The sequence below is a fragment of the Streptomyces fodineus genome, assembly GCF_001735805.1.
Classification (GTDB): Bacteria; Actinomycetota; Actinomycetes; order Streptomycetales; family Streptomycetaceae; genus Streptomyces; species Streptomyces fodineus.
The window spans coordinates 556,730-578,707 of record NZ_CP017248.1; the positions used below are offsets into that span (position 1 = coordinate 556,730).

Annotated in this window: 21 protein-coding genes and 1 pseudogene; 11 read left to right on the plus strand and 11 right to left on the minus strand. The window is 70.7% G+C overall.

Annotated elements, in window-relative coordinates:
- Positions 1-11 precede the first annotated feature (11 nt).
- The 4 genes from BFF78_RS02490 to BFF78_RS02505 form a co-directional block, all read right to left on the minus strand.
- Positions 12-401 (minus strand): hypothetical protein, encoded by a 390-nt coding sequence (locus tag BFF78_RS02490; protein WP_069776742.1) that lies wholly within the window; start codon positions 399-401, stop codon positions 12-14.
- Positions 322-1,014, minus strand: coding sequence for a hypothetical protein (locus BFF78_RS02495; protein ID WP_069776743.1), 693 nt, complete (start codon positions 1,012-1,014; stop codon positions 322-324). Before BFF78_RS02495 ends, BFF78_RS02490 begins: the two co-directional genes overlap by 80 nt.
- A 1-nt stretch (position 1,015) precedes the next feature.
- Complete coding sequence (locus tag BFF78_RS02500; RefSeq protein WP_069776744.1) at positions 1,016-1,552, minus strand: AAA family ATPase; 537 nt, start codon at positions 1,550-1,552, stop codon at positions 1,016-1,018.
- Positions 1,553-1,716: 164 nt separating this feature from the next.
- Positions 1,717-2,439, minus strand: coding sequence for a TioE family transcriptional regulator (locus tag BFF78_RS02505; protein WP_069776745.1), 723 nt, complete (start codon positions 2,437-2,439; stop codon positions 1,717-1,719).
- A 103-nt stretch (positions 2,440-2,542) separates the two neighbouring features.
- Here BFF78_RS02505 and BFF78_RS02510 point away from each other — a divergent pair, with 103 nt between their 5' ends.
- The 5 genes from BFF78_RS02510 (at position 2,543) to BFF78_RS42520 (ending at position 6,449) form a co-directional block, all read left to right on the plus strand.
- Positions 2,543-3,700: an erythromycin esterase family protein gene (locus BFF78_RS02510; protein WP_069776746.1), complete on the plus strand. Its 1,158-nt coding sequence runs from the start codon at positions 2,543-2,545 to the stop codon at positions 3,698-3,700.
- A 74-nt stretch (positions 3,701-3,774) separates the two neighbouring features.
- A complete protein-coding gene (locus BFF78_RS02515; protein ID WP_069776747.1) occupies positions 3,775-4,239 on the plus strand; it encodes a hypothetical protein in 465 nt (154 codons plus the stop codon).
- Positions 4,240-4,306: 67 nt separating this feature from the next.
- Positions 4,307-4,705, plus strand: a complete 399-nt coding sequence (locus BFF78_RS02520; protein WP_069776748.1) for an ACT domain-containing protein — start codon at positions 4,307-4,309, stop codon at positions 4,703-4,705.
- Positions 4,706-5,028: 323 nt separating this feature from the next.
- Positions 5,029-5,580 carry a DinB family protein gene (locus tag BFF78_RS02525; RefSeq protein WP_099054811.1) on the plus strand — a complete coding sequence of 184 codons (552 nt, stop codon included), beginning with the start codon at positions 5,029-5,031 and terminating at the stop codon, positions 5,578-5,580.
- 77 nt (positions 5,581-5,657) lie between these two features.
- Complete coding sequence (locus BFF78_RS42520; RefSeq protein ID WP_227025680.1) at positions 5,658-6,449, plus strand: redoxin family protein; 792 nt, start codon at positions 5,658-5,660, stop codon at positions 6,447-6,449.
- Between the two features lie 217 nt (positions 6,450-6,666).
- Here BFF78_RS42520 and BFF78_RS47765 read toward each other — a convergent pair.
- Positions 6,667-6,857, minus strand: a pseudogene (locus BFF78_RS47765) (GNAT family N-acetyltransferase); the annotation flags it as partial.
- 248 nt (positions 6,858-7,105) lie between these two features.
- Between BFF78_RS47765 and BFF78_RS02535 the strand changes: the two are divergent.
- Entirely contained in the window at positions 7,106-7,756 is a 651-nt protein-coding gene (locus tag BFF78_RS02535) for a hypothetical protein (protein WP_069776749.1), read from the plus strand.
- A gap of 205 nt (positions 7,757-7,961) precedes the next feature.
- On the opposite strand, the gene BFF78_RS02540 is transcribed toward BFF78_RS02535, so the two are convergent.
- Positions 7,962-8,918 carry a hypothetical protein gene (locus BFF78_RS02540; RefSeq protein WP_069776750.1) on the minus strand — a complete coding sequence of 319 codons (957 nt, stop codon included), beginning with the start codon at positions 8,916-8,918 and terminating at the stop codon, positions 7,962-7,964.
- Between the two features lie 145 nt (positions 8,919-9,063).
- Here BFF78_RS02540 and BFF78_RS02545 point away from each other — a divergent pair, with 145 nt between their 5' ends.
- On the plus strand, positions 9,064-9,582 hold the full coding sequence (locus BFF78_RS02545; RefSeq protein WP_069776751.1) for a GNAT family N-acetyltransferase: 519 nt from the start codon (positions 9,064-9,066) through the stop codon (positions 9,580-9,582).
- 449 nt (positions 9,583-10,031) lie between these two features.
- Here the strand turns inward: BFF78_RS02545 and BFF78_RS02550 are convergent, their stop codons facing one another.
- The gene (locus BFF78_RS02550) at positions 10,032-10,994 is read right to left on the minus strand and encodes a CPBP family intramembrane glutamic endopeptidase (RefSeq protein WP_069776752.1); all 963 of its coding nucleotides are present in this window, start codon (positions 10,992-10,994) and stop codon (positions 10,032-10,034) included.
- Positions 10,995-11,242: 248 nt separating this feature from the next.
- Here BFF78_RS02550 and BFF78_RS02555 point away from each other — a divergent pair, with 248 nt between their 5' ends.
- Both BFF78_RS02555 and BFF78_RS02560 read left to right on the plus strand, forming a co-directional pair.
- Positions 11,243-11,992 (plus strand): SDR family oxidoreductase, encoded by a 750-nt coding sequence (locus BFF78_RS02555; protein WP_069776753.1) that lies wholly within the window; start codon positions 11,243-11,245, stop codon positions 11,990-11,992.
- Between the two features lie 466 nt (positions 11,993-12,458).
- The gene (locus BFF78_RS02560) at positions 12,459-13,073 is read left to right on the plus strand and encodes a YdeI/OmpD-associated family protein (protein ID WP_069776754.1); all 615 of its coding nucleotides are present in this window, start codon (positions 12,459-12,461) and stop codon (positions 13,071-13,073) included.
- A gap of 121 nt (positions 13,074-13,194) precedes the next feature.
- Here BFF78_RS02560 and BFF78_RS42535 read toward each other — a convergent pair whose 3' ends face one another.
- Together BFF78_RS42535 and BFF78_RS50470 are read right to left on the minus strand one after the other, a co-directional pair.
- Positions 13,195-13,644 (minus strand): peptidoglycan-binding domain-containing protein, encoded by a 450-nt coding sequence (locus tag BFF78_RS42535; protein WP_079161116.1) that lies wholly within the window; start codon positions 13,642-13,644, stop codon positions 13,195-13,197.
- Positions 13,645-14,916: 1,272 nt separating this feature from the next.
- A complete protein-coding gene (locus BFF78_RS50470) occupies positions 14,917-14,994 on the minus strand; it encodes a 50S ribosomal protein bL37 (protein WP_468370288.1) in 78 nt (25 codons plus the stop codon).
- 196 nt (positions 14,995-15,190) lie between these two features.
- Here BFF78_RS50470 and BFF78_RS02570 point away from each other — a divergent pair, with 196 nt between their 5' ends.
- Positions 15,191-15,667 carry a GreA/GreB family elongation factor gene (locus BFF78_RS02570; RefSeq protein ID WP_069776756.1) on the plus strand — a complete coding sequence of 159 codons (477 nt, stop codon included), beginning with the start codon at positions 15,191-15,193 and terminating at the stop codon, positions 15,665-15,667.
- Between the two features lie 62 nt (positions 15,668-15,729).
- On the opposite strand, the gene BFF78_RS02575 is transcribed toward BFF78_RS02570, so the two are convergent.
- Entirely contained in the window at positions 15,730-18,228 is a 2,499-nt protein-coding gene (locus tag BFF78_RS02575) for an ATP-dependent Clp protease ATP-binding subunit (RefSeq protein ID WP_069776757.1), read from the minus strand.
- A gap of 204 nt (positions 18,229-18,432) precedes the next feature.
- Between BFF78_RS02575 and BFF78_RS02580 the strand changes: the two genes are divergently transcribed.
- The gene (locus BFF78_RS02580) at positions 18,433-19,359 is read left to right on the plus strand and encodes a LysR family transcriptional regulator (RefSeq protein ID WP_069776758.1); all 927 of its coding nucleotides are present in this window, start codon (positions 18,433-18,435) and stop codon (positions 19,357-19,359) included.
- A 129-nt stretch (positions 19,360-19,488) separates the two neighbouring features.
- Here the strand turns inward: BFF78_RS02580 and BFF78_RS02585 are convergent, their stop codons facing one another.
- Positions 19,489-21,804: an FdhF/YdeP family oxidoreductase gene (locus BFF78_RS02585; RefSeq protein WP_069776759.1), complete on the minus strand. Its 2,316-nt coding sequence runs from the start codon at positions 21,802-21,804 to the stop codon at positions 19,489-19,491.
- Between the last annotated feature and the right edge of the window lie 174 nt (positions 21,805-21,978).

The window sequence follows — 21,978 nt, forward strand, 5'->3', positions numbered from 1 at the left end:
CGCCGGGTCTGCTACGGCTGGGTGGGGACGATCGCCACTTCGCCGGGCTCGGCGCCACGGCCGTAGACGCCGATCGCCGGGGAACCGGTCCCTGCGACGGCGGCCCAGGCGTCGCCCACCGGCAGGAACTCGAACTCGGCCGGGCCCTCGCCCACTCGGATGCCGATCCTCGTCGCCCATGCGAGCCGCGGATCGAGCCGGCCGGCCTCGCGGTATCCCTCCTCGGCCCGGTTCCCGTCGGAGCCCGGAGGGAACGCCTGGTGCAGGGCGCCCGCGAGACTGTCGAGGCGGGCATGGGTGAGAACCTCCGCGGTCCCGTGCTCACCGTACCGGTCGGCGACGGGCCGCCAGGTGGATACGACGACGGTGGCACCCTCGTCCGTACGATGCCCGTGGCTCACGTACCACAAGGGCCGGTCCGGCCTGCCTGCCTGCCTGCCTGCCTGCGACGGTGCCCCGGCCTTCGAGCCAACGCGCCTCGACCCCGTGCGCCAGGCCATGGGCGGGGAAGTCCCGTCCCTCGCCCGGAAGTTCGGGCATCAGGACGAGCCCCCTCAATTCGGCCAGGCGAGGAAGTGCGTAGGCCCGGTCCCCGTCGTCGAGCCGGCCCACATGGCCGCCGAGCATGCGCCGCAACACCCAGGCGCCCTCGGCCCTGTACTCCGGAGCGAGCCGGGCCGGCGCGCAGGCGCCGTCGATGTTGTCCGGCTCCTCGCCATAGCCCCGGTACTCGTTGACGACGAGCCGCAGGCTGCCCATGGCACCGAGCAGGTGGTCCCCGCCGAGGGCGGCGCGCAGGCGTGCGGCTTCGATGCGTCGGGCGGAACCGGGATGGTGGTTGTCCGTGAAGACGAGCGCGAGACGCCGGGCGGCCTCGTCGGCGTACCGCGGCCCCTGGGCGATCAGGCGCCGGGCCCCTTCGAGTATCGCGTCGGTGTCGACCCGCCACTCGGTGGCGAGCAGCCGCCGGGCCTCACGGACGTCCGCGGAGTCGTCCGGTTCCCCGTGCATCACGTCAGAAGTGCCGGGGCGGCAGGCCGGCCAGCCCGGTGTCGCGCATGATGTGGTCGACCGTCTCCGCCACGGAACTGCCGGCCCCCAGCACCGTCTCCACTCCCCCGGGCAGCAGGTCCCGCCGCCGGTACCAGTCCCGCAGGTCGGCCTCGCTCACCTGGCCGGCGATCGGCTTGGTCGCGTGCCGGGCGAGGGTCTCGTCGAGCGGCACGTCGAGGTAGTAGCCGTGGGTCGGGCCCCGGTGGTCGGCGCGCAGCCTGGCGAGCATGTCGCCGTAGCGGTCGGCGTACAGGATGCCCTCCACGACCACGTGATAGCCGGCGTCCAGGGCATAGCGGGCGACGGTGTCGATCAGTCCGATGTTCGCCGCTCCGGGCCGGTCCCGTTCGCGCAGCACGATCCGGCGCAGGTTGTCCTGCTCCACCAGGGCCAGCCCACGGCCGAACCGGTCACGCATCCCGGCCGCGACGGACGACTTGCCCGAGGCGCTGTTGCCTCGCAGCACCACCAGCCGGGTCTGTTCGGTACCGACTCTCATCCGCCGCAGCGTACCGCTCCGCGCAGGGTCAAGGCAGCTTGGCCAACTCGTGGGCCGACGGCTCCAGCACGCGCGGTGAACAGGGCAACGGAGGCCGGGCGATGGCGAGTTCGGCACCCGAGTCCGGTGAGCACGTCAGGAGCTGACACCGAGTGTGGCGGCGTCTAGAGCTTCTCGGCGTCGAGGTGAGTCAGGTAGGCGTTGAGACGTGTGGCCGCGTGCAGCATGGCGAGGCCCTGCGCGGTGAGCTTTCGCTGCCAGGCGTCCAGGGAGGCGGCGAGTGCGTCCGTGCCGCCGGCCGTGCGGATCTGCTGGACCACGGTGGCGATGTGGTCGAGGAGATAGCCCCCGCGTCGCAGGAGGTGCGCCAGCTCGGCGTCGCGGATGTCGTCGGCGCGGAAGACGCGGTAGCCGGTGGCCGGGTCCCGGGAAGGGGTGACGATGCCGGCGCTCTCCCAGTTGCGCAGGGTCGCCGGAGTGACACCGAGTTGGTGCGCGAGCTCGCCGACGGTGCGGGTCCCGGGATCAGGCGCGCGATCCGGGGCAGCCCCGGACTCGGCCGTCAGGTGGTTCACGGCTGTGCGCACGGCGTCGAGGGTGTCCCGGTCGCGCAGCAGTTGGCTGTGAGCTCGGTCGATGGCGGTCAGGGCCGTGTCGAGTGCGTCCCGGTGGAGTGCGGTCATGATCTGGCCGGCGGCCGCATAGCCGTACGCCGGGACGAGCGCGAGGTAGGCGCGGAGCGCCGCCGCGTGCACGTCGGTGTAGATCCGGTAGCCGCTGTCGGTGCGCTCGGCAGGCGGGATGAATCCGTGCCGCTCGTAGTTGCGCACCGCCTGGGTCGAGATGCCGTGCTCGCGCGCGAGGTCGGTCGGTCGCAAGGTGCTCACCGGTTGAGACTTTATCGCAGGTCTGATCGCTGAGGACAGCTTCTTTGCCCGCCGAACTCCTCCAAAAGCCTCAATCGACCTTTCAAGGATACGATTGAGGTCCATGAGTCAGGACGTTCGAGACCTCGTCACCCCGTCATGCGACCTGTTGGCTCTCGGTGAGCCGACACATCAGGAACCGGCCTTCGGACGCGTCCGGAACGAGCTGTTCGCCCAGCTGGCCGAACGCGGTTTTCGGTCCATCGCCCTGGAGACCGACCGCGTGGCCGCGCTCGCCGTGAACGACTACGTCCAGGGCGGAACCGGAAGCCTCGACACGGTCATGCGCGAGGGCTTCTCCCACGGATTCGGAGATCAGGAGCCCAACAGGCGGCTGGTCAGCTGGATGCGCGAGCACAACCGGAACCGGCCGCCAAAGGAACGCCTGGCCTTCCACGGCTTCGACGCGCCGACGGAGAACACCTGCGCCCCCAGCCCACGGCCGTACCTGGAACACGCCCGCGACTACCTGCGACTGGACCTCGACGTCGCGGGCCTCACCGGCGACGACACACGCTGGAGCCGACCGGAGGCGGTCCTGGACGCCGCCATGTCCCCCGGCGCCACGACCGAGGCCGGGCGACTGCGCGTGCTCGCGGACGACATGCTCACCGCGCTCTACAGCCGCGCCCCGGAGCTGATCACGGCAACCTCCCGCGAGGCGTGGTTCAGGGCCAGGACCCATCTCACCGCCGGCCTCGGCCTGTTGCGCTACCACAAGCAGTCGTCGCTGCCCCTCGAACCGAATCCCCGGATCGCGGGCCTGCTCGCCACCCGGGACGCGCTCATGGCCCAGAACCTGCTGGACATCCGGGGCATCGAGGAGGACCGGGGCGCGACCCTGGTGTTCGCGCACAACCTCCACCTCCAGCGGAACCCGAGCATTTGGCGTCTGGGGGACCGGGGCGCCGACTGGTCCGGTGCCGGCGCCATCGTGTCGTCCCTGCTGGGCGAGCGGTACGTCTGCGTCGCGGGCAGCCTGGGCCGCAGCGAGGCCCTCGGGCTGCACGACCCCGCCCCGGACACCCACGAGGGTCTCCTCCAGAGCCGTATCACCACCTGGGGCCTGGAAAGTGCCAGCATGGCTCCGTCCGCCCGCACCCGGACGGACACACATCCCGGGCAGGGCTACTTCCCGCTCGACCGAGCGACACTCGACGCCGTCGACGCGGTCCTGCACATCAGCGACGGCGCGACCGCGGGCGCACCGGCACACGGCTGACCGCGTCCCGAATTCAGTGCCGCCGGGCCGCACATACGGCATGATGAGGGTCATGCGCACCCGCCGAAAGGCCCATGCCGCGTAAGCGGCCCGGCGCGCTGCGCGCCGCACAGTCCGCCCGTCCGGCACGGGCACTGCCGCCGTTCCGGATCCACGGCCTGTCCCTCCGGACGAGCGTCGCGACAGCACTGGTCGAGGCACTCTCGGACGACTACTACCTGTACCCGGGGGCCACCGACCGCGCGCTGCGCCGGTACCGGGCGTTCCTGCACCCACCCGGACGACGCCCCCGGTATCCGCAGGATGCGGAGTGCGGGTGCCGCGGTTGTTCCTTCGACGACGTGCGGCACGCCCGTGACGTACTGGAGGAAGTCGTCCGGCGGTTGCCGCCCTCGGCACGCAACGAGCTGAGACGCCACGTACGGGCCCTGGACGACAGGTACGTCCGGCGGACCCTGCCGGATCCCTTCGCCGCCGCCCGGCAGTGGCGTTCCGAGGACTGGTGGCGGCGCCGGCTGTCCGGCGGCCGGGAGACGTGACGGCCGACGGCGTGACCTCACCGCTCGCCTGCGCGGCCGGTGGGCGGTCGGCCCGTAAGGTGTGCTCGTGACCGGCGAGACTGATCTGCACACCTTGCTCAGCGACATGCGTCCGGAGCTGAATCCGGGCCGCTATGTCTTCACGATGGCGGAGGGCGGCGTGCCGTCCGGTGTCACCCCCGTGGTGACCGTCGCCGAACAGGAAGGCCTGACCCTTGTCGTGCCGCAGGCGGAGGCGGACGCGGCGGGGATGGCGTACGACTACGTGGCCGGCTGGATCACCCTGCGGGTGCACTCCGCGCTGGCCTCGGTCGGACTGACCGCCGCCGTCTCCCGCGCCCTCGCCGACGCGGACCTGAGCTGCAACATCGTCGCCGGTTTCCACCACGACCACCTCTTCGTACCGTACGAGCAGGCCGAGCGGGCCGTGGACGTCCTGCGGCAACTGGCCGGCGGCTCCGACTGAGCCGCTCCCCCGCGGTCGGCTCAGCGCAGACCGAGGCATGTGCACGGGCGGCGGCTGGCTCGCCGGCATCGCGCACCCGCTGTCGGCACTGCGCGTGGGGGGGCGGCGCCTCTCATGCCTGTGTGGAGTCGTGGTCAATCAGTGGGTTGGAGGCTACGGATCCGGACGAGTGGGGGCTTGGCTTGCGGATGGCGATGCCGTGCATGATGCTCCACCGCTGATCCGCCCTCCCGTTCACCGGCACGAGCCGTGCCCGTCCGCGCTCAAGCCCCGGAATCCCACCGCAGGTTCCGGTGAGGCCGCCCGGAACCCATGATGTGGGCATGAAGATTCCCGACCGACGGATCGAACTGTTCACCGGCACCGGAAGCGAGCACCGGTTCAGCGGCCCCGCGACCGGTGACGAGCGGAGCATGCTGGTGGCCGTGCTGGACGCCCAGCGCGCCACCTTGAAGCTGAAGTGCTCCGGACTGGGGCCGGAGTTGGCCCTGCGGTCCGTGTCCCCCTCCTCGCTCTCCCTGCTCGGCCTCGTCCGGCACCTCGCCGATGTCGAACGCCGCTGGTTCCGGGCCGTGCTCGCCGGGCACGACGTCGAACTGAGCTTCTCCTCCCCGGACGCCCCCGAGGCCGATTTCGACGGCGCCGGTCCCGACCCCGAGGTCGTCGCGGCGTCCTGGGCGGCCTGGCGCGCCGAAGTCGCCTTCGCGGAAACGTTCGTCGCCGAGGCCCCGCATCTCGACATCGAGGGCCATGACCCATGGCGGGGCACGGTCTGCCTGCGCTGGGTGCTCATCCACATGATCGAGGAGTACGCCCGTCACAACGGACACGCCGACCTCATCCGCGAACGGATCGACGGTGCCGTCGGCGTGTGACCCGGGGCCGCTGCACCGGCCCCGCTGCACGGCTCGCTCATCTGGATCCGCAGCCTCCGCCCCGCCGATTGTTGACCTTGCCCCTGAGGGCGCGCACCCGGCGCTTCGTCGAATGCCTGGCGGCCGGACGCGTACACGCGGACGGCTGTCCCGCCGCGCTCGCGAGCTACCGCGAAGCCATCGACGAGCTCACCGAGCGCATCGAGACGCTGACCGCCCGCCGCGCGACACTGATCGCCAACCTGAACACCGCCGCCCTCCGGGGCAGCGGTGTCGTACGGTCCGAGGAGAAAGGCACCGGAGCCATGGACTATCTGACGCTGCCCGCCGACCTGCCCGTCCCCGAGGACGACGGCGCGACGGACCACCTGCCCGGCGTGCAGGCGCCGAACCTCAGCCTCCTCGACACGGCGGGCCGAGCGGTCCGCCTGGACGCGCTCGGACCCCGCCGCACGGTCGTGTACGTCTACCCTCTCACCGGCCGCCCCGGTACCGACGTGCCGGAAGGGTGGAACTCCATTCCCGGCGCCCGTGGCTGCACGCCCGAGTCATGTGCTTTCCGCGACCACTTCCACGACCTCCTCGAAGCCGGCGCCGGCCGGGTCTACGGGCTGTCCAGCCAGGACACCGACTACCAACGCGAGGTCGTGGAGCGCCTCGGGCTGCCCTTCGACATGCTCTCGGACCCCGCCCTCGCCCTGGCCGACGTGCTCGGCCTGCCCACGTTCGAGGTCGCCGGGATGCGACTGTTCAAGCGCCTCACGCTCGTCATCCGCGCCGGAGCGATCGAGCACGTCTTCTACCCGGTCTTCCCGCCGAACGCGCATGCCCAGCAGGTCCTGACCTGGCTGCGCGAGAACCCTCTGTAGAGCCGTGCCGGGCGGATCGATGTCCGCAGAGGTGTCCGCCACGGAGCCGGTCTTCGGTGGCGCGCCCTCGGCGGTCTCGTTACGCCGCCGGACAACGACACCGCCGCGAACACCTTGGCTGCTGTGCGGTGTTGCGGCATCCGCTGCTTCGACACGTCGCGGCACTACGGCGTCGGTCACTCGGAGCGGCCGGTCCGGCGAGTTCCTCCAGGGCATGCCCCGAGGAGAATCCACCAACCCAGGTGTGATCCGGCGCGAACCCGTCCCGCAGCCGCTGCCGCACCCGGTGCTCGTCGTACCGTCCGAGGCGTTCCAGGTCCGCCGCAGCACCACGGCCCGGAGTTCGGCCACCGCATCGACGTCAGCCGCGGAAGCGGCACGTATCTCCCAGTCCGCCGTGATCGCGATGCTGGCGCGCCGGAATTTCCCGCCACCGCGACGACTGACGGTGTCACGACGCATGTACGGTCGCTCTCCCGTGGGAATGCGGGGGGTTCACTGAGTAGAAACAGGTCGACGCATCCGTATCATCCATGTGTCGGGGACACTCCGCAGGACAACTCCCGTTCTGCCGGGGAACCCCCTCACAACTCCCGCTCCCCGCTTGCCACATCGGACAGCAAAGGAGCGCGACACACTCACGATCGGAGCGACAGATGCCTGAGCCCAGCGCACCCGTCACCGAGTTGACCTCGCAGTACGTCAGCCAGGTGACCAACGACCTCGAACACAACGTCAAGGAACAGGAACGCATCACTGCCGAAATCGCCGCTCTCCAGGAGCAGTTGTCCGCACTGGAGCACGATCACACCATTCTGGTGAGCATGCAGCAGGCGCTCGGCGTCGCGACCTCGGTGAGCGCTCCTGCCGCGGCCGAAGGCGCTGTGGTGCCCGCCCCGCGGAAGCAGACCACCACCGTACCCGGTACCCGCCATGCGGCGAAGAAGGAGACCGCGGAGCAGACCGAGCGCAAGAAGCGGCCCGCCAGGAACCCCGCCGCTCCGAAGCCCGCGGCGAAGAAGACGGCAGGCCAGACGGCTCAGCCCACGCTGGTCGAACTCGTCCGCCGCCATCTCGTGGAACAGCGGGAGCCCCGCTCCGCGGCGGAGGTCGCCGAGGCGCTCGGCAAGGCACATCCCCATCGGGAGATCCAGACCAAGGTCATCCGCACCACTCTGGAGAATCTCGTGGCCCGCAACAGCGCCCAGCGCAGCAAGCAGGGCTCGTCCGTGTTCTACACCCTTCCCGCCGTGTCGGAGGCCACGGCGGCGAGCACCGAGGAATCCGGGCCCGACGCTGCCGAGTGAGCGAGCCATGGCCGCGACGGGACCGTCCTGACTGTGTCCGGGCACCGGAGGGCTGCACCAGTCCGTACGGGGGCCGGTGCCGGCCGGCACCGCCGGGTGTCCGCCGGAATCCTGGACGGGGCCGGCGCAGCAGGGGCTCTGTTCCTCGGCCCGACTGACCGAAAAGCGGCCGAGTTGACGGTGCGTCAACGAAGAGCCCCAGGTTTCACACGCCGACGGTGGCCTTCTGCCGCGTCTGGTCGAACTCGGTCACCGGGTCGCCGCCGGTCTCCCAGGGCCACGCGGTGACGATGCCGCCCACCGCCTCGAAGACGGCACGTGCCTCGGCGCGCCGTTCCGCGGCCATCAGTGCGTAGGCGAGGAGGTTGAGGTCGGCGAGCGCCTTGGCATGGCGGAGAAACCCCGGCTGGCCCCATGTGTGCGCCGCGCGGTCGAGAGCGTGGGTGGCCATCGCCTGGGACCAGTGGTTCCGCGCGACCAGTGCCTCGAATCCGCCGCGGTCGAGGATGGAGTGGTACTGCCGGACCTGGGCGGTGAGTTCGGTCGCCGCGCAGGGCGCGTTGGCGGGCATACGGGCGCGCAGGGTGTCCACGAACTCCAGGACCTGGATGCGCGACCCCGCCTCCTCCGGACTGAGGTAGCCCAGCATGTTCAGGTAGGCCTCGCGGTTCCAGCGATCACGTGCGAGTACCTCGTTCCACACCCCGAAGACCTGGGACTGGTCTCGGCGCTCCAGGCGCGCCACCGCGAGGAGGGCGACCCAGGGAGTGGGGTCCTCCGGGACGATTTCGGCTGCCCGCAGGCAGGTCGCGATGGTGCCGTCGGAGTCGTCCAGACGTCCTTGGCTGCGGGCCTGCGCGACCTGGGCCCAGGCGTGCAGGACGAGCGCGTTCGCGTTACGGGGCTCACGCGTGGCCCAGGCCCGCGACAGGTGGGTTCCGGCGAGGTATCCCGCGAGGACGTCCATCCGATGTGTCCGGCGGTCCCAGTCGCCCGGGTCCTGCTCCAGGAGGCGGGACATCTGCGCCACACACAGATCGGTGGTCGCGATGGTGCCGGTCCTGGTGGTCGCCATGAGTGACTTCAGCAGCTTGCCCAGCTCCTGGTCGTCGAGCTCCGGAGCAAGACGAGCCCGTCTGCGGCGACTCGAAAGAAATGCCATGTCAGGAGGCTAGGGCGGATCGGCGGGCACACAAGACCTGGGCCGAGATCGTTATGGTTTACACGTATCATCCGGCATCTCCCCGCTCCTCCGGCATGCATTCGTTCGCCGCGGAGCGGCGGTATGTGTGCCTATATTCCCGTCCATGCCCGAGATACAGTTGCTCCGCCCGGCTCACGCCCCCGCACTGCTCGCCTTCGAGCGGGAGAACCGGGCCTACTTCGCCGCGTCCGTCCCCGACCGAGGCGATGACTACTTCGCCCGTTTCGACGAGCGCCATCGTGCCCTGCTGGCCGAGCAGGAGGCCGGTGTCTGTTACTTCCATGTACTGGTCGGCACCGAGGGCGAGGTGCTGGGCCGGATCAATCTCGTGGATGTGGCGGACGGTGGCGCCGATCTCGGGTATCGCATCGCCGAGCGTGCCTCGGGCCGGGGGCTGGCCACCTGGTCCGTGCGGCAGATCTGCGAACGTGCCGCCCAGCACTACGGATTGAGCAGCCTGCGTGCCGCGGCCAGGCTCGACAACGCGGCTTCGCGGGCCGTACTCGCCCGGTCAGGGTTTGCCGTGGTCGGCGAGACACGGCTCTCCGGCCGCCCCGGTCTGACGTATGTCCGCAGTCTTACGGATTTCATCCCTCGGTCCGATGCGCCGACTGCCCATTAGGACATCTGCCGGCTGAACTCCCGCAAGGCCCCGCGATCAGTTCGGCTGCGCGGGGTCACCCCCCTTGATCCGGCAGCGTGCAGCGGTACGGCGAAGCAGACGAGCGCCGCGCAGGCCGCCACGCCCGCTGCCACTGCCAGGGTGCCGGGGAGGGACCGCGTCGCGAGGGGGCCGGCGATCGCCGCGCCCGACACCCGAAGCCCGTGATCTTCAGACCGGCGCCGATGGCGAAGATCCGACCGCGCAGACGGTCCGGAGCCTCCCGGTGGCGTATCGCGGACAAGGCGGTGAGCTGCGATCCTTCGCCGGATCCCGTCAGCAGCAGGGCCGGGACGAACACGGCAGGGATACCGGTTGCCGCCAGGGCGAGGAGCAGAGCACCGGTCCGGATGATCTTCGTACACTACGGCTCGGCACTGACAACGCCCGGTCCGCGCAGATCGCCACGCTCACGGCTGGTCGGCTCCGGCGGAATGGCTGGGCGGAGCGGGGGCGACGTCGGGCGTGGGGCGGCCTGCCCGCGGCGGCGGCACGGGGGCAGCGGTGGAGTACGGGTAGGGGGCGGCGAAGACGGGCGGCGGCACGGACGGCGGTGGCGCCGGGGCCGTACGGTCCAGCGAGCGGTGGCGCAGCAGCCGTACCACGGCCGCCGTGTACAGCGCGATGCTCACGATGTCGAGCGCGACCAGGGGCCAGGTCGCGTCGGCCGCCGTGTCGTCGCTGTCGAGACCGCCGACGACGGCGGCCGAGACGCCGAAGGCGAAGAGGTTGTTGACCGTGTGGAGGACGAGGGACGCCTCCAGTCCGCCCGTCCGCCAGGTCAGCCACCCCCCGGCCGTACCGAAGACCACCAGGTCGGCGAAGCCCCACGGGGTGCCCCAGCCATGGGCGGCGGCGAACAGGACGGCCTGCGGCAGGAACGCGACCCACGGCGAGCGTGCGAAGGCGCCGACGGCCTGCGTCAGCCAGCCCCGGAAGACGTACTCCTCGGCGGCCGCCTGCAGCGGTACGAGCACGACCAGCATGGCCAGCGCCGGGCCGAACACGGACCATCCCGCCCATCGGGACCCCGGCCCGCCGTCGGACGGAAGGAGCATCATGGCGCCCATCGCCACGGCGACGATCGGCACGGCGGTCAGCAGGCACAACGCCAACCACCGCCACCTCAGCCGCCCGGTGACGGAGGAGAGGGTGCCGGCCGGGCGGCGCCCGGTCCAGCGCATGGCCACCAGCACCACGGGTATGACCGCCGCGAGGAGCAGCAGGTCGACGGCGGTGCCGGATACGGGCCCGAAGTCGGTCGAGCCGTCCGGGTTGCGCCGGTATCCCCAACGGGCGCCGAGAGTCGAGGTCACGGAGTCGAGAAGGCCCAGGACGATCACATAGCCAACGGCCACGACGAGGGTGCCCACGAACGGGCGCCACCATCGATAGCCTGCCGAGAGGCGGGCCAGACGGTGGTACGGGAGTGGCTCGGGCAACGGCTGACACGTCATGCCGCCAGCCTGCCGGGAGCCGTCGGCCCGCGTCCTGGGTTCGCGGCACGACCGGCGTCTCTCTCTACCGAGTGGTGCAGGAGGGCCCGCACAGACTGATCCGCCGCCAGGTCGAGGTCCGTTCGCCGCCAGCGTCGCTCATCTCCCGCCGGTGAGATGGACACATGACTTCACACGCAACCCTGAATGGCAAGAAGGCCCTGGTCACCGGTGGGAGCCGGGGCATCGGTGCGGCGACGGCACTGCGACTGGCGCAGGAGGGCGCGGATGTGGCCGTGACCTTCGTACACGGAAAGGAGGCGGCGCAGGAGGTGGTACGGGCCGTCGAGGCGCTGGGGCGGCGGGCGGTCGCCCTGCGCGCCGACGCCGCGGACGCGGAGGAGGCGGCCGACGCGGTGGGCCGTGCGGCCGAGGCGCTCGGAGGCCTCGACGTCCTCGTGAACAACGCGGCCGTCGGGCTGATGCAGCCGCTGGAGAGCCTGTCGCTCGCCGACGTGGACCGGCTGATCGCCGTGAACGTCCGCGGGGCCTTTCTGGCCGCCCAGGCCGCTGCCGCGGTCATGGCGTCCGGCGGGCGGATCATCACCGTAGGCAGCTGCATCACCCACCACACGCCGGGCCCGGGCGCCACGCTGTATGCGATGAGCAAGTCGGCCGTGGTCGGATTGACGAAGGCGCTGGCCCGCGAGCTGGCCGGGCGCGGGATCACTGCGAACGTCGTGCATCCGGGCCCGATCGACACCGACATGAACCCCGCGGACGGTCCTTTCGCGGCCGGCCAGGCGGCCATGACCGCCCTGGGTCGTTACGGCTCCGCCGAGGAGGTGGCGTCAGCGGTGGCCTACCTGGCAGGGCCGGAGACGGCGTACGTGACGGGCGCCGAACTCTCGGTGGACGGCGGGTACGCAGCATGAACGAGCGGGGCGCACCGCGCACGCGGCCCGGTGCGCTTCGCCTCGGCCGGGCATGAGTCAGGCGTCCTGAGTCGGCAAACGCCGGCCAACGCCCCGTCGATGCCCGGCAGGGTGAGGTACGAGTTCCTCGCCCGGGTGCGCGAGCGTGGCGAGTACGACAGCCGGGGGCCGAAGCCGCTGAGGTCACGGAGGCCGTCCTGTGTGTGCCGGCGCAGCGGATCGGCCCTGGGGGGATCGACGGCCTCGCCGCCCAGCTGCCCGGGCCGCTGGGCCACGCGTGGCCGACGCGAAACAGCGGCAGCCGGAGAGCTTCGGGATGCAGGCGTACTAAAACCAGGTCATCAGCCGGCTCCCGTCGCGTCATGCCGCCCTGTCCGGCAAGGCGGACCTGGCGGACTGACCGCCGCGCCGTGCGCCCGCCCTGGGGTGTGCGTCCTGATTGACCACACCACCGGGGTGGGTTTTGATGTGGCGCATGTCGGGTGCAGCGCGCACGGGTGGAGCAGACAGCGGGGACGATCCGGTCCTGGCCTTCGCCTCGCCGGAGGCATGGGAGGAGTGGCTGGAGGAGCATCACGCCGACGTGCGGGGTGTCTGGCTGAAGATCCCGAAGAAAGGCTCCGGGATCGGCGGCATCGGCTACGCCGAAGCGCTGGAGGCCGCGCTCTGCTTCGGCTGGATCGACGGGCAGAAGAAGAAGCTGGACGAGCAGCACTGGCTGCAGCGCTTCACCCCGCGTCGGCGAGGCAGCAAGTGGTCGAAGGTGAACCGGCAGAAGGCCACCGAGCTCACGGAGCAGGGCCGCATGCGACCGGCCGGCCTGCGGGAGGTGGAGAAGGCCAAGGCGGACGGCCGCTGGGAGGCGGCGTACGCCAATCAGCGCACGGCAACCGTGCCCGACGACCTCCAGGCGGCCCTGGATGCCGCCCCGAAGGCGCGGGACTTCTTCTCCACCCTGGACAGCCGTAACCGGTACGCCATCCTCTACCGCATCCAGGACGCCAAGAAGCCGCAGACCCGGGCGGCGCGCATCGAGAAGTTCGTGACCATGCTCGCCGCGCACCAGAAGATCTACCCCTGATCCCGAGACCGATCGCCGGCCAGGTGGTGGGCGAGCGCTGCGCGGGACCTCCGCCTCCGGCCCGGACTCGTGATCCGGGACGGAGGCGGAGGGCAGGTCGGTCACACAGTCGGCGCGGTGCTCAGTGGGCGTCGGCGAAGCGCTTGAAGGCGGCCTTGGTGCCGGAGCCGGCGATGCCGTCGATGGCGCCGGTGTAACCCCAGCTGTCCTTCAGCAGGCGCTGCAGGGCCTTGACGGTGCCCGTGCCTACGACGCCGTCGATCGGGCCGGTGTAACCCCAGTACTGCTTGAGGCAGCGCTGGAAGGCCTTCCAGCTGTTGGGGCCGAGCTGGCCGTCGATGGAACCGGTGTAGCGCCAGTACTGCTTCAGCCAGCGCTGGACCTTCTTGGCCTGGGTGGCGTTCAGGCCCAGGTTGTTCACCGCCTGCGGGGTGACGGCCTTGGTGCTCACCGCCGGGTGGGCGGCCGCGGGTGCGGCGACGCTGGTGCCCGCGGCGGCGAGGCTGCCGGCGGCCAGGGCGACGGCGGTCGTGGCGGTGAGGAGCGCCCTGGTCGGGATGTTCGTTCGCATGGATTTCCCCCTGGTTGTCGAGTGCCTCTCGGCACGCCACACAAGGTATGTGTCGGCGCTTTTGCCGTCGCCAACCCGGGAGTTGACTCCTTGCTCCACCGGCCGCGGTATTACGGCGCGATGTACAACCTGCGCGGTATCCGGGAGTGCCGCTCCGGAGGGCACGAACCGCTGCTGACGGCCCTCGAGCTCAGCGCGAGGCCCACCGACGAGGACCGTCCGCTCGGTTATGGCATCGCCCCGGTCCTCATCGGACCGGGGGACGCCGCGCGCCGGAAGGTGGCCGGACGCCCAGGTGGCGCAGTGCGGCCGCCGCCGCTCGGGCACCGCACAGACCGTGGGCACCGGCACCGCAGAGCACAGGAGCACCCCGGGCGTGCCGGTCGAGTACGGGGCGGTGGTCGGGCGGGTACCCAGCAGGACCTGTGGGGTCGCCTTGGCGCCGATGATGATGTCGCCGCCGGCGAAGTCGGGGTTGGCGGCGGCGAACGACGCGGGCCGGGTGACTCGGCTGCCCACGACACGGTCGCGGACGCCGGGCGCGAACGGTTCCAGCTGACGGAGTATCGCCTCGGTCGCGTCCCCGTCGTAGCCGTACGGGACATGGGCGTAGGTGTAGACGGGGTGGACGTCGCCCGCCGAACGGGAGGGGTCGGCCGGGTACTGCTGGCCGACCCGCACGAAGGGCCGCTCGGGCATGCGTCCGGCCACCACGCCCCGCTCCCCGCGGGCGACCTCCGCGAGCGGGCCACCGAGGTGCACGGTGCCGGCCCGGCGCGCGTGCCCGTTCGTCCACGGCACGCCGCCCTCGACGGCCAGGTCGAGCTTGAAGACAGCGGGTGCGCGCCGGAAGCGCTGGTAGGCACCGCGCACCCGGGCCGGGAGCCGGTCGCGGTAGAGGGCGGCGACCTGGCCGGGATCGAGGTCCAGGAGGGTGGTGTCGGCGGGCGGGAGCCGGCGGGGGTCGGTGATGCGGACGCCGGTGTGGACGGTGCCTCCGTGTCTGCGCAACACGCGTTCCATGCTGCGGGCGATGGACTGGGAGCGGGCTAGGAGGGTGGCGGGCAGGGTGGTCGGCAGGAGCGGGCGAGCAGCAGCCGGTGCGCGGGGACCCGCAGCAAGGGACCCCGGTACTGCGTGCGCTTGGCCTCGAAGAGCACGGGCTGCGCTGGCTCACGGCGGACATCGACCGACCCGCCCTGGCGAGCAGTGCGGCGGCGGCGAGCCCGTTGGGCCCGCCCCCGACGACGACGGCCGTGCCCGGCCGGGGCTTCAGGACTGGGGTCGTTTGCCGTGATTGGCGCGATGGTTGCGGCGGGACTTCTTCTTCCGGCGTCGCTTCGAGGACATGGCAACCTCCTGGAACGGAAACGGGGACCGGTTCTTGAAAATACCGTTAAACACGGTATATCGGGATTCTTCGCCTCTCCACCGCAGCCTCGCCCTCCCCCACGCTTCCAGGACGGCACGCCCACGGGACCCGGTTGGTACGATGCGAAAAATGTCCGCCTGATGACTTTTCTCCCCAGGACCAGAGGAGCCGGAAATGACCGGTGATCCGGAGCCGATCAGTGCCACTGCCCGTCGCGCGTTGCAGCAGGAGCTGGCCGATCTGCGCGACGAGCGCCGGATCGTCGCCGGCAGCCTGCTGGACAGGACGGATGTGGGGGATCAGGCCGACCAGGCCGAGCAGCTGCAGCGCGCCGGCCAGCTCGACCGCCTGGACCGTCGTATCGAAACCATCGTCGAACGGCTGCGCCAAGCGGACCTGGCCGGGCCGGCCTCGACGGACGTGGTCGGAGTGGGCAGCACGGTCACCGTCCGCTTCCCGGACGACTCCGTGGAGACTTTGCAGATCGGCGAGGTCGCCGAGGCCCTGGACCAGAACCTGGTCACCGCCGGCAGCCCGCTCGGCCGTGCACTGCTCGGGCGTCACGCCGGTGACGCGGTCCGCTTCGACACGCCGGACGGCCCTTCGAGCGCGGTCGTGGTGTCGATCGGAGAGCAGAGCGAGCAGGGCTGAACGACCGTCCGCAACCTGGGAGTTCACCGGCTGACGCCAGAAACCGTGCTCGCGCCGAGCGGTCAGCCCTCGCCGGAGCTCTGGCTCTTCCGTACCGTGCAGTGCAGGGAGTCGTGTGCCACGTCGGCGACGATGGTGTCTTGGGGCTCGGCCTCGCCGCTGAGCAGGAGGGTGGCGATGCGGTTGTCCAGTTCCGCCTGGATCGTACGACGCAGCGGGCGGGCGCCGAACTCCGGCTGATGGCCGTGCGCGATGAGCAGTTTCTTCGCGGCCTCGGTCACCTCCAGCGTCATGCCCTGCGCGTGGACGCGGCGCTTGCTCTGGTCCAGCAGATGGTCGACGATCCGCCCCAGATCGTCCTCGGTCAGCGCGTGGAAGATGATGATGTCGTCGATCCGGTTGAGGAACTCCGGCAGGAACCTCCCGCGCAGATCCTCCATCAACTCGTCCTTCAGCTCCGACACATCACCCCGGTGATCCAGGATCCGGTGCGCGCCGATGTTGGACGTCATGATGATCACGCAGTGCCGAAAGTCGACGGTACGGCCCTGGGCGTCGGTCAGCCGGCCGTCGTCCAGGATCTGCAGCAGTGTGTTGAAGACGTCCGGGTGCGCCTTTTCCACCTCGTCGAACAGCACCACGCTGTACGGCCGGCGGCGCACCTTCTCCGTCAGCTGGCCCGCTTCCTCGTATCCCACGTATCCGGGAGGAGCGCCCACGAGCCGGGCGACGGTGTGCTTCTCCTGGAACTCGCTCATGTCGAACCGGATCATCCGGTCCTCGTTCCCGAACAGCAACGCCGCGAGGGTCTTGGCGAGTTCCGTCTTGCCGACGCCCGTGGGTCCGAGGAAGAGGAAGGAGCCCACCGGCCGGTCCGGGTCGCCCATCCCGGCCCGGTTGCGCCGTACCGCCTGGGAGACGGCGGTGACGGCCTCGTCCTGGCCGACGATCCGGGCGTGCATCTCCTCCTCCAGCTTGAGCAGCTTCTCCTTCTCGCTCGCCGTCAGCTGTGACACCGGGATCCCGGTACGGCGCGAGACGACATCGGCGATGTCCGCGGCCGTCACCGACACCACGCCCTCCCGGCGCTCCTCGATGCCGGCGAGTTCGCCCTCGGCCTCGGCGATCTGCCGCTTCAGCTCCGAGGCCTTCTCGAAGTCCTCCACCGAGACGGCCTGTTCGAGTTCACGGCGCAGCTTGGCGATACGGTCCTCGCGGCCGACCACCTCCGTGGAACGGCCCGCGCTGCGCAGCCGCACCCGGGCACCGGCCTGGTCCATCACATCGATGGCCTTGTCGGGCAGGAAACGGTCGGTGATGTAGCGGTCGGACAGTTCCGCCGCCGCGACCAGCGCCGCGTCATCGAACCGCACCTGATGGTGCGCCTCGTACGAGTCGCGCAGCCCCTCCAGGATCTGCACCGTCTCCGCCACGGTCGGCTCCGGCACCATCACCGGCTGGAACCGGCGCTCCAGCGCCGCGTCCTTCTCCACGTACTTGCGGTACTCGTCGATCGTCGTGGCCCCCACCACATGGAGTTCACCGCGCGCGAGGGCGGGCTTGAGCATGTTGCCCGCGTCCATCGACCCCTCGCCCGTCGCCCCGGCGCCGACGACGGTGTGGAGTTCGTCGATGAAGAGGATGATCCGGCCCTTGGCGGCCTGGACGTCCTCGATGACCTTCTTCAGCCTTTCCTCGAACTGGCCCCGGTACTGCGCCCCGGCCACCATCCCGGACAGGTCCAGCGCGACGACCCTCTTGTCCTTCAGCGTGTCGGGCACCTCGCCCGCCACGATCCGCTGCGCCAGCCCCTCCACGATCGCCGTCTTCCCCACACCCGGCTCGCCGATCAGCACCGGATTGTTCTTGGACCGCCGTGAGAGGATCTCGACGCTCTGCTCGATCTCCTCCGCACGTCCCACCACCGGATCCAGCCTGCCCGCCTTCGCCTCCTCCGTCAGGTCCCGGCCGTACTCGTCGAGCGTCGTCGCGGGAGCCTTCCGTTCGGCGGGCAGTCCGTCGCTGCGGGCGGCCTGTTCCGTCAGATCCGCCAGCTTCTTCGTGTCCGTGCCCTCGGCGCGCAGCAGCTTGGCCGCGCCCGTGTCGCTGTCGCCGAGGAGGGCGCCGAGGATGTGCTCAGGGCCGATGTACGACACACCGGCCGCCTGCGACTGTACGTAGGCGGCACCGAGGGTGCGCTTGGCCGCGGGGGTGAGGCCCGGTTGCGAGGACGGCTCGCCCGCTTCCCGGGGCAGGATCTCGGCGATCTCGGCCGCCAGGGTGTCGGGATCGACGCCCACCTGGGAGAGCAGTCTCCGGGACGGCTCGACCTTCGTGGCCGCCCACAGCAGGTGTTCGGTGTCCAGATCGGACGTACCGTCCTCGACCGCCCGCCGCGCGGCCAGATTGAGCAGTTCCTGCGACGACTCCGTCAGCAGCCGGCCGATGGGCACGCGCTGCACCGCGGGAGGCGATGACGCCGGTGACATCCCGAAGAACCGGTTGAACAGCTCACTGAACGGATCCGACGAACCGAACGGTGCACCGAACGACATCGACATGACGGCTCCTGGGCGCGGGGTGTGTACTGCGCGGGGACCGTTGTTCCGGGGTCCGTGGTCTTCCGGGGTCCGTAATCACTGAACCCCGCTGTGCACGGCACCGCAAACGGAGGACACACATGGGCGTTCCGGTGTTCCTCGGCATTTCCTCGGTCCCATCCGGGGTGACTGGCTTTATGGCGAGCGGTCCGGTACACCCGTGCCGTGCTCTTCCGTCAGCTGGAATACCTCCTCGCCCTCTCCCGGGAGCGGCATTTCGCCCGCGCCGCCCAGGCCTGCCATGTCTCCCAGCCCGCGCTGTCGGAGGCGCTTCGCAAGTTGGAGGAGGAACTCGACGTGCCGCTGGTGCGGCGCGGCCGCAAGTACGAGGGCCTCACCCCGGAGGGGGAACGCATCGTCGTATGGGCGCAGCGGATCCTCGCCGACCGTGATGCCCTCAAGGACGAGGTAGACGCTCTGCGCAGCGGGCTGAGCGGCCGGATGCGGATCGGTTCGGTGCCGACCGCGTCCGGTGCCGTAGCCCAGCTGACCGGCCCGTTCTGCGCGGCGCATCCGCTGGTCACGGTGGAGGTGACGGCGGACATGCAGTCGGTGGACATCCTTCGGCAGCTGCAGAACTTCGAGCTCGACGCCGGGGTCACCTATCTGCGCGAGGATGTGTCGGACGGCTTCCACACGGTTCCGCTGTACCAGGAGCGGTACGTCCTGCTGCTGACGGCCGCCGACGGTCTGGCCCGGCGTACGACGGCCACGTGGGCGGAGGCCTCGCGGCTGCCGTTGTGCATGCTGACCCGGGCGATGCAGGGCCGCCGGGTCCTGGACGAGCTGTTCGCGCGGGCCGGGGCGCAGCCCTCGCCCCGGCTGGAGACCGACTCCGTGGCGGCGCTGTTCGCCCATGTGCGGACGGGCCGGTGGGCGGCCGTCGTGCCCCATGCCTGGCTGCATGTGTTCGGTGTCCCGCACGGTATGCGCGCCGTGCCGCTGGTGGAGCCCGCCGCGGCGGTGCCCGTGGGTCTGGTGATCGCCGCCCGCGAGCCGGGGTCGGTGATGGCCAGGGCGCTGACGGACATCGCCCGCACCACCGACGTGGCCGCGGCCCTGGAACGCGTGCCCGGCGACCCGGTCCGGTAGCCGACGGCACCGGCACCGGCCCGGGAGGCGGCCGGGCCGGTGTCCGCTGCCCACGCTCCGCCACCGCCGGTCGGCCGCGACGCCGGTCGCCCAGGGGCGGCAGGGTCACGGTGCGGCGTCCGCGACGCTTCAGGTGGTGGGGCCGGGCTCGGCCCGTGCCTCGGCGCGTCTCGGCTCCAGGCGGATCAGCACGCCCTTGGATGTGGGGGTGTTGCTGATGTCGGCGACGCTGTCCAGCGGTACCAGGACATTGGTCTCGGGATAGTAGGAGGCGGCGGAGCCCCGGCTGGTGGGGTAGGCGACGACGCGGAAGTCCTCGGCACGGCGTTCCAGCCCGTCGTGCCAGACGGCGACCAGGTCCACCCGGTCGCGGTCGGCGAGCCCGAGGGCCGCGAGGTCGGCGGGGTTGACGAGGACGACCCGGCGCGCGTTGTGGATGCCGCGGTAGCGGTCGTTCATCGCGTACGGCACGGTGTTCCACTGGTCGTGCGAGCGCAGCGTCTGCAGCAGCAGCCGGCCCTCGGGGATGTGCGGCATCGTGAACTCGTTGACGGTGAAGACGGCCTTTCCGCTCGGCGTGCGGAACACACGCCGGTTGACCGGGTTGGGCAGCCGGAAGCCGCCGGGCCCGGCCACCCGGGCGTTGAAGTCCTCGAAGCCGGGCACGACGCGGGAGATGCGGTCGCGGACGGTGCCGTAGTCCGACTCGAACTCCTCCCAGGGGATGGCCGGTGTGTCGCCGAGGGTTCTGCGGGCCAGCCGGCTGATGATCGCGACCTCGCTGAGCAGGTGCGGGGAGGCAGGTGCCAGGCGTCCGCGGGAGGCGTGGACCTCGCTCATGGAGTCCTCGACGGTGATGAACTGCTCGCCGGACGCCTGGATGTCACGGTCGCTGCGGCCGAGGGTCGGCAGGATGAGGGCGGTGTCACCGCAGACCGTGTGCGAGCGGTTGAGTTTGGTGGAGACGTGCGCGGTGAGCCGGCAGCGCCGCATCGCCTCCTCGGTGACCTGGCTGTCGGGCGTGGCCCGCACGAAGTTCCCCGCCACGCCGAGGAAGACCTTCGCCCTGCCGTCGCGCATGGCCCGGATGCCGTCGACCGAGTCCAGTCCGTGCTTCGCGGGCGGGGTGAAACCGAACTCCCGGCCCAGGGCGTCGAGGAACGTCTGGGGCATGCGTTCCCAGATGCCCATCGTGCGGTCGCCCTGGACGTTGCTGTGGCCGCGCACCGGGCACACACCCGCGCCCGGCCTGCCGATGTTGCCGCGCAGCAGCAGGAAGTTGACGACCTCGCGGATGGTGGGGACGCCGTGTTTGTGCTGGGTGAGGCCCATGGCCCAGCACACGATGATCGTCCGGCTCGCCAGCACCCGGTCGTGGACCTCTTGGATCTCCTCGCGGGTGAGTCCGGTAGCGGCGAGGATGTCCTCCCACGGGATTTTCCGGGCGCGGTCGGCGAAATCGGCGAAGCCGGTGGTGTGGGCGCCGATGAAGGCGTGGTCGAGTACGGTGCCCGGGCGCTCCTCCTCTGCCTCCAGCAGCAGCCGGTTGAGCGCCTGGAACAGGGCGAGGTCGCCGCCGGGGCGGATCTGCAGGAACTGGTCGGCTATCGCGGTGCCCCGGCCGAGCACACCGCGTGCCTTCTGCGGATGCTTGAAGCGGATGAGTCCGGCCTCCGGCAGCGGGTTGACCGCGATGACCTGGCCGCCGTTGCGCTTGGTCTCCTCCAGCGCGGTCAGCATCCGCGGATGGTTGGTGCCCGGATTCTGTCCGACGACGAAGACGAGGTCCGCGGTGTGGATGTCGTCCAGGGACACGCTGCCCTTGCCGATGCCCAGGGTCTCCTGCAACGCGGAACCGCTCGACTCGTGGCACATGTTGGAGCAGTCCGGCAGGTTGTTGGTGCCGTAGGCGCGGGCGAAGAGCTGCAGCAGGAAGGCCGCCTCGTTGTTGAGCCGGCCGGAGGTGTAGAAGAGGGCCTCGTCCGGGAAGTCCAGCCTCCGCAGTTCGGCGGCGAGCACGTCGAACGCCTCGTCCCAGCCGATCGGTTCGTAGTGCTCCGCGCCGGGCCGCTTGATCATGGGCTCGGTCAGCCGGCCCTGCTGGTTGAGCCAGTAGTCGGACCTGCCGTCCAGTTCGGCGATCGAGTGCCGGCGGAAGAATTCGGCGGTGATACGCCGCGAGGTGGCCTCGTCGCCGATGTGCTTGGCGCCGTTCTCGCAGTATTCGTTGCGGTGCCGCTTGCCCGGTGCGGGTTCCGGCCAGGCGCATCCCGGGCAGTCGAATCCCTTGACCTGGTTGATGTTCAGCAGGGTCAGCGCGGTGCGTCGCAGGGTCGTCTGCCCCAGCGAGTACTCCAGTGCGTGTGTCACCGCCGGGACACCGGTCGCCCAGCGCTTGGGCGGGGTGACCGACAGATCGTCGTCCGGGTCCTCAGTACCGCTCATGATCCGGTCCCCCTCTTTCTCCTATGGGCACTGCGGGGCAGCATCCGCCCCTTTCCGGAAACAAGTCAAAGAGGTGTTCTCGATGACGTGATAAGCGCCGGTTATCAGACGGGTGGCGCCTGTCGGCAGAGAAACAGGGCCCCTTTGACTTCCGCCCGCGCGATCGCCGCTGTC

Excerpts from the sequence above, each read along its gene's own strand:
- BFF78_RS02525 (WP_099054811.1), top strand. The coding sequence starts at position 5,029 with ATGAAGATTCCCGACCGACGGATCGAACTGTTCACCGGCACCGGAAGC.
- BFF78_RS02560 (WP_069776754.1), top strand. The coding sequence starts at position 12,459 with ATGTGGCGCATGTCGGGTGCAGCGCGCACGGGTGGAGCAGACAGCGGG.
- BFF78_RS02570 (WP_069776756.1), top strand. The coding sequence starts at position 15,191 with ATGACCGGTGATCCGGAGCCGATCAGTGCCACTGCCCGTCGCGCGTTG.
- BFF78_RS02545 (WP_069776751.1), top strand. The coding sequence starts at position 9,064 with ATGCCCGAGATACAGTTGCTCCGCCCGGCTCACGCCCCCGCACTGCTC.
- BFF78_RS02555 (WP_069776753.1), top strand. The coding sequence starts at position 11,243 with ATGACTTCACACGCAACCCTGAATGGCAAGAAGGCCCTGGTCACCGGT.
- BFF78_RS02585 (WP_069776759.1), bottom strand. The coding sequence starts at position 21,804 with ATGAGCGGTACTGAGGACCCGGACGACGATCTGTCGGTCACCCCGCCC.
- BFF78_RS02510 (WP_069776746.1), top strand. The coding sequence starts at position 2,543 with ATGAGTCAGGACGTTCGAGACCTCGTCACCCCGTCATGCGACCTGTTG.
- BFF78_RS02535 (WP_069776749.1), top strand. The coding sequence starts at position 7,106 with ATGCCTGAGCCCAGCGCACCCGTCACCGAGTTGACCTCGCAGTACGTC.
- BFF78_RS42535 (WP_079161116.1), bottom strand. The coding sequence starts at position 13,644 with ATGCGAACGAACATCCCGACCAGGGCGCTCCTCACCGCCACGACCGCC.
- BFF78_RS02515 (WP_069776747.1), top strand. The coding sequence starts at position 3,775 with ATGCCGCGTAAGCGGCCCGGCGCGCTGCGCGCCGCACAGTCCGCCCGT.
- BFF78_RS02575 (WP_069776757.1), bottom strand. The coding sequence starts at position 18,228 with ATGTCGATGTCGTTCGGTGCACCGTTCGGTTCGTCGGATCCGTTCAGT.
- BFF78_RS50470 (WP_468370288.1), bottom strand. The coding sequence starts at position 14,994 with ATGTCCTCGAAGCGACGCCGGAAGAAGAAGTCCCGCCGCAACCATCGC.
- BFF78_RS02500 (WP_069776744.1), bottom strand. The coding sequence starts at position 1,552 with ATGAGAGTCGGTACCGAACAGACCCGGCTGGTGGTGCTGCGAGGCAAC.
- BFF78_RS02540 (WP_069776750.1), bottom strand. The coding sequence starts at position 8,918 with ATGGCATTTCTTTCGAGTCGCCGCAGACGGGCTCGTCTTGCTCCGGAG.